Here is a 12107-nt window from a genome sequence, read left to right on the forward strand (position 1 = left end):
CCCAACGACCCCGAAATGACCGCCATCCGCAAACAACACGCCCAGTTGGTGCGCTTCGGCAAAACCCTACGCCAGGACCCCATTGGCAAAAAGTTATGGCCCGACGTGCAGCCTCTGCGGCGATGAAAGAAAAGATCATCTATGCCTGTTTTCCGCTGACGTCTCCACGCTTCAGCCCCATCGTCACCACATCAATCTACGAATTAACCATAGCGGTCGTGAGCTCCCCGTCGAGGCCGCCAAATGGGACCGCTGGCAGCGAAGAGTGAGCAAATCCACACCCTCAGCAAAGATGTGCAGGCCCAACACACAATGTCCGACCGCGCCACCGCTTGAATACAAAGTTAAGAACAAGAACGCGCCTTCCTTCAAGGAATGCGCCAGGGCCAGCGCTTCAGCCGCCACATCACCACCCTTGGTCACTTCAGACCAAACCGAAGATAACGTAGCGCCTGGACTTTCTGTTCACCCGTCAGCTTACGGAACTGGACAGACCAGGTCGCGTTCTTCAGCCCTGGCAGCCGGGGTGCGTCCGAGACCATAAACAGCCGATTGCAATCCGGTCATGACACCAGGTTTGCATTCCGCGCCCGAGCCAGCTTGCTGCATTACCATCAAAAAGACACCACGCCTCGTGGGTCCAACGCTCCAGCCACACTACTGAAAGCGATGCCTGCTATCTGCCCCGGGACTCGCGGTTGCTCAGGCCGCGCTGCTTACATCTCTGCGGCCAGCCATTCGGCGAATTCCGCACGACTATTCGGAACATTGTCACTCACCCCTTGATCCAGATCCCCACCCTGCCCGGTAATCGTCCAGAATGGCGCAATAATAGTAACCAGCCACGGCCACCTTATCATCCAATATGGTCATAGGACAGGCCACGCAGGTAGATGTATCCCAGTGGTCCAGATATTTTTTTTAACCGATTGACCTTTCATAATCCACTGGCACACACATCTTATCAGGCGAGCAAAGAAAAAGACAGAAAACAAAGGAAGGCAAACAATGGGAATAGAACGAAACCGGTAATTTTACACAATAGGCTCAGTCTTCATCTTTTGGCGCGGCCTACGCCACCTCGCGCATCAACCGGTTGCGGCGTAACGGCTAGCTGAAGGCTTCACCGCCTTCACGGTCGCTTTCGGCGTCCTTGTCACCCTCATCGCCAACAAAGCAATCCACCATCCCCAACTCCTGATGGACCTCATTGTTAGAGCCGTCATGCTCCGCCGCCAGCGGTCTGCCCGCGATCATCGGGAGCCAGCTCCGACTTCGCCCATCTCCGGCGCGCCGGCGAACAGCGGGCCATCCACCAGGCCAAAGCGAACACAGCGCCGGGACGAGACTTCTCAACCCGGCCCTCTGGCTCCTGGAAGATACCTACGCTGCCCTGCTGACTACCGAACGCGACCACACCCTGATGGGCAGCCCGGCCCCAAACTCCGGATCAGCAATAATCACATTGGCGCGGGGGCGCGTAACGGCCGTAAACGCCCGCCTACGGCATCACCGAAGCCCACCTACAGTCCTGCGGACCAAAGTCGCCAAGCGCAAAGAAAGAGCGGGATGATTGATAATAGTTTCAACAAACATAACCCTAACCATCACCCCCAAACAATGTCGCAAAATAAAGATGGCGGCGTTATGCACTTCACTGATGCTGGAACCTTCCACGCATTGGTCTCAGACAGACCGCCAAGCCGTCGGGGGCATCGGTGCCTGCATCGGCGGCGGCTCGTGATAGCCTCGCAGAACGCATGGTCCATTGCCGACCCGCATCTACGCCTTCCGAGGCGACCAAAAAAAGAAGAGGAGACGGGGCGCACTAAATCAGATGGGTAAAGGAGAATGGGCCGGGCTTGTGTGCGCCCTTCCTGTTTTAGTAAAAGAAGAAGGAACCGGCAAAACGCCCACAAATCACACCTTGCCGAGGGCGATGCCACAACCGCGTTTGCCCCGTTCCGCTCTCACCAACGCCTTCCGGCACAGCCGGTATAGCTTTTGCTAAATCTTATTATCATAAGCTACCTGTTGACCATAACAGGGCTTTTTGAGGCCGTTGGGCAGGCTGATCACAATACATGTTGAGCAAGCATGAATCGCATTTTAGCCACAATACACTTAGTAAGGACGTAACCATGACCAGACACCAAGCAAGCATCACAATAATTATTCTTTGCCCACACAGCATTGCTGCTGTGCTGCTGGACGAGCCAGCCAGCCACGCACCGGCCTCCCCCCCCCTGCCCCTGGTGGCGGCTGGGAACGGGGTGGGCGCGGTCGCTGAGCAATTTACCAAAACCGGAGCCGGAGGGCGCCATGATTGACATTGTTGAATTGAAGCGGGCAAACCGAATCGAGGAAGTTATCACGGGGCACGGCTACGCCTTGAAGGGGCGCGGCAAGTATCTGAACGCTGAAAGCCATGATTCATTGGTGGTCAATGTTGAGGATCAGCTCTACTTCTGGAACAGCCAGGGGCACAAGGGCGACGTGATTAACTGGCTGGAGAATACGCAGGGCATGGACTTCAACCAGGCCATCAAGTGGCTGGCGAATCGGGGCGGCATCGCGCTGCATCTGGATGCCGCGGCTGCTGCTGCTTTTTCGGCGGCCAGGAAGCGGGCGGATGTGTTGACGGCCGTGATGGAATTCCTGGAAGGCAAGCTGACGGATGCTGCTGCTACGGCGTATTACGAGCGGCGCGGCTGGTCAGCGGAAACCGTGACGGGCTGCGGCTTTTGGGATGGCGACCGCAAGGGGCTAACCGGCCACTGCCAGATGCACGAATTGGATGTGAATGATCAGATTGTGCAGGCGGTGATGGCTATGCCGGCCGGGATGTGGGTATATGGGCATTGGGCCGCTGGCCGGTGTGAATATGTCAGCGCCCGTAGCGTGGCCGAGAAAAGACATTGGAATCCACCAGTTGACCTGGCTGGTGAGCGGCTGCCTTTGTGGAACCGATTTGCCCAAATGCACAACGCCACCTTTGTGGTATTGGTGGAAGGGCAAGCGGATGCGCTGACACTGGCGCAGTGGAACGCGCCGGCCGTAGCGCTGGCCGGGGCATCAGCCAATGACAAGCTGCTGAAACAATTGGGGCGCTTTGACCGGGTGTATGTGGCGCTGGACAATGACCAGGCCGGTCAGCGCGGCGGCATTGAGTTGGCGCGCCGATTGGGGCCAACGACGCGCATTGTGGCGTGGCCTGGTGGCGATAAGGTGAAGGATGCCAACGACTGGCTGGTAGTGGCCGGGGCCAGCAACAAGATGCTCTATGATGTGCTGGGCAACGCGCCTATCTTTGCCTTGTGGATGTGCCATCGGGCTGCTGCTGCTGCTGGTATCGAGAAGGAAGAGATGGTTAAGGAAGCGGCCGAACTGGTCGCCACCTTGCCGGAATACCACTTCGAGCGGGTAAAGAAGGCGGCAGCCGATGCGCTGCAAATCAGCCTGCGGGAATTTAGCGGCATGGTGAAGGCGCTGCAAAAGACAACAAAGGGGGCCGCGCACAAGATCGAACTGACAAAGGCCAATGGGTTCATTGATGACCATCTTTTTGAGTTGGTTTATGACCCGGACCATGAAGGCGGGCCACGCACAGCGTTTGCCGTGCGCGGGCCGGACGGCCGTCTCAGCATATCGCCCACCCTGGACACGGAAAACTACCGCATCTTTCCGTTCACGCCATTTGAGAGCGTGATCAGCACAGGAACCATTCGGCTGCCTAGCGGCCTGGGGCATTACACATCAGAGATGGAACTGCAAGGGCGAGTGCAGGCGTTTATCCACAAGTATGTAGACCTGCCGCCAGACATCGAAACGCTGGCCAGCTATTACGTCATGCTGACCTGGTTGTTTGATAAGTTCTACGTTTTGCCATACTTACGCGCCAGGGGTGATAGTGACAGCGGTAAGAGCCGTTTCACGGAAGTAGTGGGGGAACTGTGTATGCGGGCGCTCTTCGTGACCGGCTCGACGACGCCATCGCCTGTTTTCCGCACGATGGAGAAGTGGGGCGGCTGCACAGTGACAATGGATGAGGCCGACCTGCCCCACAGCGAAACATCGAGCGACTGGGTTCAGATGCTCAACACCGGCTATAAGCAGGGCTTCGGTATCTTGCGCACCAACATGGCAAATGGCGAAGCCGTCGTCGAAGTGTTCAGCGCCTTCGGGCCGAAGATTCTGAACATGCGTGGGCGGTTTGTGGACGATGCCACCGAATCACGCTGCCTGACCTGGGAAACATCGTCCGGCCGTGGCGTCCGACCGGACATTGAACGGTTCATCCAGGACCGTGAAGGTTACAAAAAAGAGGCCAGGGAGATACGCAACGCGCTGCTGGCGTTCCGGCTGAAACGCTGGCGTGATGTAACCCCTAACTACAACGCCGAGACAATGGCCCAGATGCCTGGCCGCCTGGTAGAAATCACCGTGCCTCTCCTTTCCATCAGCGAAGAAGAGAAATTCAAAGAGAGCATCATGGATTTTGTGGAGAAAATGAACCGCAAGGCAATTACGCAGCGCAGCCTGACGTTGACGGCCAAAGTGCTGCAAGGTCTACTGACGGCGTTTTATTTGCCCGACGAGGCAGCCAAAGATGCGCCGGACGCGCTGCGCCTACAGGTAGCCCACATCACCCGGCAGACAAACCGACTCATTAACCAGGAGAATTCTGAGGCATCGCTGCATGGCGACGATGAAGAAGTGTATGGCAAGGGCAACAAGCAAATGTCGTCCGGCTTTGTGGGTAAGATTTTGAACAACGACCTGAACCTGGAAACGGAGAAAAGCACCATGGGCACACGGCCCATGGTGCTCAAGTGGGACGCGGGGCGCATTGGCGCGCTGATCGTGCGCTATGGCATGGAAGAATTGGTGGCGGAAATGATCCAAAAAAGCACCGAAGCAGAGCAAGCGGCGGCACAGGCAGCCAACGATGAGGCGGCCAAATCTGGGCAGCAAGGGGCGATTACATTTTAGAAAATTTATACCCCCCCCCCCCGTCCTACCCCCCATTTTGCCTTCCACCCTTCCACTTTGGCCTATTTTGGGGCCATTTTCCAGAGGTAGGAAAAGTGGAAGGGTAAATTGGGCTACCCTTCCACTTGCCTTCCGCCATTCCACTTTTGCCCCAAATACCCCCTAAAAAGTGGAAGGGTGGAAGGGAGTGGAAGGCAAGCATTTTTTACCCTTCCACCCTCTCTACCTCTGGTAATTTATATAAAAGTGGAAGGGTGGAAGGCAAAATGGGGGGTAGGACGGGGGGTAATTAAATTTTTGTTTTTTGGGTGACATAATGTTGAGCGAAACAAGCGAAATTAACAGCGTAGAAACCATCAAAATTGGGGGGGAATGCTTCCGTTTATTCACGATCCGGGAACTGTTCTGCTACCGACATCCAACGGCCGGCCACGTCGTTAAAAAGAGCTATGCTGGGCAGTCCATCATGGTGAAGGGGCGGGTGGGCAAAGACCCAAAAGGACGGGCTGAACTCATCGCCGCGCAAAAGCGCAAGATTGAGCGGTACAACACGGAAGCTGTGGCCGTAGGCCGGCCGGCTATTGTGGATTACTGGTGGGAAGCGCCGGGGCCTACGGGGCGCTTCGCTGAAGATGGTACGCCCCTCTAATCCAGATATGGGACTAATTGCCACATTTGTCGCAAAAGCGGCTAAATATGGCGCTTGACGGGTCATGATACACTGTAAGAGTGGTCGAAAAATCGTCCACTTACCAGAGTACGCAAGGTGTTTTTTTAGCAAGAACGGACTATAGATAGTCCAAAGTGGAGAATCGTATGTCACAAGACACGGCCGTTCTCGTCGTCCGGTCACAGTTTCAAGAAATGTTGACCTGGTGTGGTCGCGGATGGCGGCCAGCGCCATCTGGCCGCCGCTGCCCAGAATGCAGCGGGGCCGTGTGGGTCAAGGTGTGGTCCGGCCGGTCGGCGCGTGAATCGCACCGTTGTTCAACCTGCGACTGGTCGCAGGATTATCAAACGTCATAGGAGGCATTATGTGGAAACGGATTGAGATTGAGCCAGATGAACTGGCGCCCGGTGATGAGGGCAAGGATATGTACCAGTTCAACTTTGACCTGATGTGCGCTGAACTTATCCAGGAGCCAACCGGTCAATGGGTCGCGGCCCTCATTGACAGCGGTGGCGGCGAGATATGGCTGTCGGCGGCCTGCGACTCGGCCGAAGATGCCAAGAAAGCGGCCAGAACCTATCTGATTGGGCTGACGGCCGAGTGGGCGGCCGCCATGCACCGGAGGCTGCCATCATGGTAGCCGACTTGCCGGACTATGCACTGGGCCGCATGGCTGTGGCTGTTTTGCGCGTGGCCGCGTTTGATGCCCGCCGCGGCAAAAAACAAGCCATCGCCTTTTTTAATTCTGAGGATTACTTATTTTGGGTGGATGTGGTGAATGCGTTTTGGGGCACCAACCTGGACGCCTCGGCCTCTCCCATCCGCCGACAAACCATAGGAGTGATAGGCAGTGGAAGACAACAAAAAAAAGGTACGGCCGTTCTCTAACGGCAGCCAGTATGGTGATTGGCTGGCAATGAATTGTATGGAGTGCGCAAAAGGTATTGACAACGTCAGCACGCCAGGAACGTGGCCAACGTGCGAGATCGAAGCGGCGCTGACGTTGGCCTATGCCAGCGATGGCTACGTCGAGCCGGACATTGCAACCCGCATGGACCACAATGGGCCGGAGCGTCTGTATGTGTGGCGCTGTGGCGAATATGCGGAACGGCCGTCTGTGGTAGATGGCAAGGTGGTTGTGGATGACGGCCGTCATGAAGGATATGTGGTCTGGAACCACTACATGATGCTCTTAGACACATTTGCCGTTGTGGGCCAGGCCAACCAGTCCGGCGCGGCAGCGCGCCGTTCGCCGCACGGCTACATCGCTGAGCTTCAGGCAGATGGGCACGAACCGTTGGAGCCTGTGCGCCTGTATGAAGCGGCCGTGGGGCCGGATATGGTCGAATTCCAGCCGGCTGACGGCCGTTGCCGCTTCTGGCTAAATATGGCGTGGTATGCCGCCTTTTACGAGGCTGGTCTGTCTGTGGCGCTGGCAAAGATACACGGGCGGGAAGGGGTCATGGCATTGCTGGCAAACGGCGACATCGTCGGCGCTGTGCGGGGATTGTCCCCCAACGCCGCCGAATTCAAGCGCCGCTATTCTGTTCTTTGGGAGGATGCGCAACGTGTTTATGTCGCTGGTTAATTATGTGCGCACGCACATGAACCTGGTTGATTTTCAGGTTTACGGCCGTTACGTCATCGAAACATTCGACGATGGCGCGGGCAACGAGGTCCGGCTGGAGGTCTTTGACCATGATCCGCAAGTAGTTCGCCGGCCGCGGTTGGAACCGGTGTATCGGCCGGAAGAGGAAGGCGCGTGATGAAGCGAGTATTAGATTGGTTCGAGCAGGGCGACCTGGTCCCCCTGGCCGTCCTCATCTCCGTGGCCCACTACGGCCCGGTGCTGATGGCCCACGGCGAATTCTGGTTAGTGGCCTGGGCGGTGGGGGCGCTGGTGGACCTTCTCCACTTTCGCAGCGTGCGCTACGCCTTCTCGTCCAGGCTGTGGCTGGCGGGGGTGGTGGCAGCGGCCACTACCATCATGGCGACCGGCTACCATTTGCGCTTCTACGCCGGTGATTGGCTGTTGGCGCTGCCCATCCCCATCGGCATTGCGATATTGGCCTGGCACGCCAGCGAGAAAGAGCGCGGCATGATGAGCGGGCAGTTGGCAATTGTCGAGGGGCAGTTGGCAGAGCGTGCAAGCCAAATGCAAGACCTGGAAAGGGCATTGCAAGAGGCTAACGGTTTGCTGACAGATCAGCGCCAGAAGCTGCAAGCCAATGACAAGAGGCTGACAGAAGTCTTACAGTCTTTGCAAGAAAGTGAACGCCGGTGGTTGAAGTTGGGACCGGTGGGGCAAGACTTTATCAGGCTGTTGGCTGGCGATGGAATGAATCAGGTTGAATTGGCAAGAAAGCATGGTCTGACTGAAAGTGCGGTCAGCCGGATTAAAAGCACATTGAATGGAGGTGGATGATGGCTGACGTGAAGATGGCTGATTACATCGAATGGCACCATCGTATTTCTGCCCCAGAGCGGATCGAATGGACATTTGCCGCCAGAGATAACAGCAGTATTCACACTGTTAGTCTGCCGGTCGGAATTGTTCTTGCTTATGTGTATCGGCCTGCGCCAAAAGCTGTTGTGTACACAGTTCTAAAGTTTTCATTAGACGGCCTGGAATGGCATCGTTCTTGGAGAACCGAATGGCAGCCAAGAACCATTACGCGACTGGCGCGGGAAATGGCATCGGAGATAAGAGAACGAGTTTATGGAGGTGGATGATGATCCGTATATTGATGGTGTTGGTAATTGTGTTGTTTGTTGCGGTTATGCTGCACCCGGCTTTTTCCCGCTGGCTGGAAAAGCTGGATGGTATAGACCGTGACGACTTGGGGATGTTTGACTGATGTGTGACTGTGGCGCGGACCTGCTCATGTGGCAATTGCTCTTCTTCGGCATGGCCCTGATTGCCCTGATTCTGGCCTGGCTTGCCGAGCCATCCAGCGGCCGGTATGAGCGGGTCCGCACCTGGTTAAATAAACGCAGCAACACGAGGAAAAGACAATGAACGAAACCACAAATGCAGATGGTTATTTAGAGAACCGCTTGTCTGAGCGGATGCAGGTCAGTTGGCGCAGCGCCGTGCCAGAATACACGGCGATGGTCTTTCGCTATTCGTTTCTCTTCGGCGCCGGCATGTGGGCGCTGATTTATCTGATGCCCTCTGGCGCCGGCGGCATTCAGTTCTATGGCTGGCGCGTCTGGTTGTGGTTGGTTATCTCATCCATCATGGCCGGGTTGGTGGCGGCCGGGTTTGCCGCGTCCCTGGCAACGGTGGTAAAGGACTGGTTCTATCCATACAGCACGCCCTACTCTACCACTCGCAGCCTGCCGCGCACGGCCGCCCCGGCCGATGCCAAACCCCGGTCTTTGGCGCGTGTCATGGAGAATGGAAGCATCTTCTACGGGATGGAAAAGCTGGAACCGGAGCGTTGGCTGGCGTTGGCGCGGGCGCTGGTAGAGCGCGGCGAACGCCAGATCAGTCGGCGCAAATTGGCCGAATGGGGCGTAGTGGATGATCGGCTTGGACCGGTCGCCAAGCAGTTTATTGTGGACCTGAACACGTTGAAATATGTGCAGGGTAGGGGGAATGATTTGTACGAAGCGAGTGAAGATTTGGTTAACTATGTGGCCGACATGTTCCCGGCCATGCGGCCGGGGCAGATGCCGCTCCCCCTACCCTAAACGAAAAAACGGGTGGTGGTAGCGTGGTAGAGACCAGCCACCACCACCCGCCACCACCGAAACGAGGACGAAAATGGTAGATGACCTGATTTTGGACGTGATAATGATAGCGCTGTTGTTGGGCCTGTTGATGTGTGGTTTGGTGCTGCCAGCGGTTTTAGCGCAGCCCCGCGCGGCCAAATCCAGCAGCAAAGTAAATTGGTTGGAACAAGTTTGTCGGGAGGTATCGCAAGATGTTGACAGAGATTAAGGAAATTTTAGACGGATTGTTGGCCGCGTCGGGCAACCTGGCGCAAGTCGCAGATATTGGGGCGGCGTATTCGTATGTGGCTGAGGCCGCCCCGGACCCGGCGACGGGTAAACGGATCATGCGCGCCGTCGCCGATGGCAAGTGCGTTTACCTGACAGCCCCCTTGACCAATAAAACGGCGTTCAGGCACGCATTCGACCAGACAGGCAGACAGTATGACCTGCGCATTGCCGATGATGGCCAAAGTTTCAGTCTGTATCCAATACGCGCAGCCCTGCCGTTTGTGGCCCCGGTTCCGAGGTAAACATGTGCGAGCACAAAACAGCAGTTACCCTATCCTATGCCACCCACCAAAAGCCGTACAACGTGCTGCTCTGCACCTGGGGCTGTGGCGAACATCTTATCAGCGTAACAGATGCGGCCGGCGTCAGCCGGGAATGGGCCGTCAGCGAATTGCTGGCGCAGGCGTTCCCCCAGTCGTCCGCGCCCCATAGGTTGCAACCGATGCCTCTGGATGAGGCATTGGCCGTGATTAAACGAGTAACCAGAATCGAGTAGAACATCCAGGAGAAACAATGACTATAGAACTTATCCCCCTCAACAACATTCGCCGCGATGGTGGCACGCAATCACGCGCCAGCATGAACCCCCAAACCATCGTTGAATACCAAGACGCCCTCGTCGAGGCGCGCGGCCAGGAATGTGCCACCGCCAAAGGGTGGCCCTTCCCGCCTGTCACCGTCTATTATGATGGCACGGATTATCATCTAAGCGATGGCTACCACCGCACCATTGCCGCCGCCGCCGAGGGATGGTTCCAAATCCCCTGCGACGTGCGCCAGGGAACACGGCGCGACGCCGTTCTGGCCAGCGTCGCCGCCAATGCGGATCATGGCCTGCGGCGCAACCAGGCCGACAAACGCCGGGCCATAGAAACCCTGCTGCGCGATGACGAATGGGGCCAATGGAGCGACCGCGAAATCGCCCGGCGCACAAACACCACCCACCCCACAGTGGCCGTCATCCGCGCCGAGGTAGAAAAGCTCACTGGTAAATTTACCAGTGAACGCCGGTATACAGATCGGCATGGCAACGAAACCACTATGCAGAAAGCGCAGCCAAAAGCAGACTCCACCGATTACGCCATCGCCTACGACTGGCTGGACGGCTATCAGGACGAAAAGGGCCGCCGCTGGTACGATTTAGAGACCAACCAGGTCATCCACGCCAACTCTCCTTGTTATCAGGCGTTTGTGGCCGAATTCCCCGACATCGCCGACCCAAAGCAATACCTCAAAGATTCATTGGACCGGTTGCAGCGGGCACGCCGCGACGAGCAGGATCGGGAAACCAACCAGAGAATAGACGCCTGCGAAGCTGCCATGCGGGGCTACGCCACCACGCCATCCCTGATGGATGAATTGCTAGACAACCCACACAAATGTGCGCCGAACTTTGACCCTGACAACCGTTTCCATGCCGCCACCATCATCGTGGCTGTCAGCAGAATACGTGACGAACGAAAAAAGGCCCATCCTTCGACGGGCATTTTTGAACAACATGACGTAAAGGTAGCCGAGTGTGTGGCGGCCATACGGGCTGCCGCCATAGCGGATTGGGGGATGATTAAAATTTTGGATAATCCGTTGGCACATCGCCGGGTATTCGACCCCTACCAGCACTACAACAATCACATCGTCCTGTCGGCCGTCGAGGTGCTGCGCAAAGAGCGGCAAACGTTACAGACGCCAGCCGTAGACTTGACCCCTGTGCCTCAAGCCGCCGACCCTGTGCTAAAAGCTCTGCCAGTTAAGCCGGAAAAGTGTCCAAAATGCAAAGCGCCATTGGCAAACATTGAAACAAGAACACTGGGAGATCGGGCAGACCTCGACGCCAGCTGCGCTAACTGTGGCACGGAGCATCATTGGTTTTCATTCTTCGGAAAAACAGAATGGACGTATGCTTACAGCAGAGAGCCAAAGCCGCCAGTAGGCCAGCTTATGGCTGATCGTGCAGCCGCTGGCAGCCGCGACGCCGCTGCTAAAGCTGCCGCTGAAATGACCGCCGCCGACCTGCCACCCGCAAGCCGGATAATCCTGCGCAACGACAACGGCGAAGCCACCGATAGCGGCCTGCGCGAATCCTACACCGATAAGACCGGAACAACCTACCATCGGCTCACTGTCACCAACGGCCATGGCCACACGCAGCATACCTTCCAGCCAGCCACCCCCACCGCCGAATCCGAAGACACAGCCATCCGCGATGAACTATTCGCCGTGCGCCAGACGACCACCCGGCTGGCTGCCACCCTCAGCGTAGATGCAGTAGGCGTTGGCTGCATCGCGGCTCTGGCGCAGGCCATGACCAACCTCGACAAAGCCCTGAGCGCCTACGAAAAACACCAGGCGTCGCTGGCCGATTAGTTGACCAATCCGGCCGTTCTCTGATACACTACAACCGCTCGCCCAACAACCGCCCGATTTGTCTTCCTCCTGG

Annotated in this window: 14 protein-coding genes; 13 read left to right on the forward strand and 1 reads right to left on the reverse strand. The window is 56.9% G+C overall.

Features of this window, described 5'->3' with window-relative positions:
* Window positions 1-1110 precede the first annotated feature (1110 nt).
* Window positions 1111-1257, reverse strand: coding sequence for a hypothetical protein (locus IPM39_29390; protein MBK8990131.1), 147 nt, complete (start codon window positions 1255-1257; stop codon window positions 1111-1113).
* An 884-nt stretch (window positions 1258-2141) separates the two neighbouring features.
* Here IPM39_29390 and IPM39_29395 point away from each other — a divergent pair.
* The 13 genes from IPM39_29395 to IPM39_29455 all read left to right on the forward strand — a co-directional run bounded on the left by IPM39_29395 (window position 2142) and on the right by IPM39_29455 (window position 12034).
* Window positions 2142-2330: a hypothetical protein gene (locus IPM39_29395; GenBank protein ID MBK8990132.1), complete on the forward strand. Its 189-nt coding sequence runs from the start codon at window positions 2142-2144 to the stop codon at window positions 2328-2330.
* Window positions 2323-4992 carry a toprim domain-containing protein gene (locus IPM39_29400; GenBank protein ID MBK8990133.1) on the forward strand — a complete coding sequence of 890 codons (2670 nt, stop codon included), beginning with the start codon at window positions 2323-2325 and terminating at the stop codon, window positions 4990-4992. Before IPM39_29395 ends, IPM39_29400 begins: the two co-directional genes overlap by 8 nt.
* 316 nt (window positions 4993-5308) lie before the next feature.
* The gene (locus IPM39_29405) at window positions 5309-5641 is read left to right on the forward strand and encodes a hypothetical protein (GenBank protein ID MBK8990134.1); all 333 of its coding nucleotides are present in this window, start codon (window positions 5309-5311) and stop codon (window positions 5639-5641) included.
* Between the two features lie 385 nt (window positions 5642-6026).
* Window positions 6027-6302 (forward strand): hypothetical protein, encoded by a 276-nt coding sequence (locus tag IPM39_29410; GenBank protein ID MBK8990135.1) that lies wholly within the window; start codon window positions 6027-6029, stop codon window positions 6300-6302.
* Window positions 6296-6550 (forward strand): hypothetical protein, encoded by a 255-nt coding sequence (locus IPM39_29415; protein ID MBK8990136.1) that lies wholly within the window; start codon window positions 6296-6298, stop codon window positions 6548-6550. Before IPM39_29410 ends, IPM39_29415 begins: the two co-directional genes overlap by 7 nt.
* Window positions 6513-7250, forward strand: a complete 738-nt coding sequence (locus IPM39_29420) for a hypothetical protein (GenBank protein MBK8990137.1) — start codon at window positions 6513-6515, stop codon at window positions 7248-7250. Before IPM39_29415 ends, IPM39_29420 begins: the two co-directional genes overlap by 38 nt.
* The gene (locus IPM39_29425) at window positions 7237-7428 is read left to right on the forward strand and encodes a hypothetical protein (protein ID MBK8990138.1); all 192 of its coding nucleotides are present in this window, start codon (window positions 7237-7239) and stop codon (window positions 7426-7428) included. Before IPM39_29420 ends, IPM39_29425 begins: the two co-directional genes overlap by 14 nt.
* The gene (locus IPM39_29430) at window positions 7428-8087 is read left to right on the forward strand and encodes a hypothetical protein (protein MBK8990139.1); all 660 of its coding nucleotides are present in this window, start codon (window positions 7428-7430) and stop codon (window positions 8085-8087) included. Before IPM39_29425 ends, IPM39_29430 begins: the two co-directional genes overlap by 1 nt.
* Entirely contained in the window at window positions 8084-8395 is a 312-nt protein-coding gene (locus tag IPM39_29435; protein ID MBK8990140.1) for a hypothetical protein, read from the forward strand. Before IPM39_29430 ends, IPM39_29435 begins: the two co-directional genes overlap by 4 nt.
* 282 nt (window positions 8396-8677) lie before the next feature.
* Window positions 8678-9358, forward strand: a complete 681-nt coding sequence (locus IPM39_29440; protein ID MBK8990141.1) for a hypothetical protein — start codon at window positions 8678-8680, stop codon at window positions 9356-9358.
* A 233-nt stretch (window positions 9359-9591) separates the two neighbouring features.
* Window positions 9592-9912 (forward strand): hypothetical protein, encoded by a 321-nt coding sequence (locus tag IPM39_29445; GenBank protein ID MBK8990142.1) that lies wholly within the window; start codon window positions 9592-9594, stop codon window positions 9910-9912.
* A 2-nt stretch (window positions 9913-9914) separates the two neighbouring features.
* Window positions 9915-10166: a hypothetical protein gene (locus tag IPM39_29450; protein MBK8990143.1), complete on the forward strand. Its 252-nt coding sequence runs from the start codon at window positions 9915-9917 to the stop codon at window positions 10164-10166.
* Between the two features lie 17 nt (window positions 10167-10183).
* Entirely contained in the window at window positions 10184-12034 is a 1851-nt protein-coding gene (locus IPM39_29455; protein ID MBK8990144.1) for a ParB N-terminal domain-containing protein, read from the forward strand.
* Window positions 12035-12107: the final 73 nt, after the last annotated feature.

The sequence above is a fragment of the Candidatus Leptovillus gracilis genome, from assembly GCA_016716065.1.
Lineage (GTDB): Bacteria > Chloroflexota > Anaerolineae > Promineifilales > Promineifilaceae > Leptovillus > Leptovillus gracilis.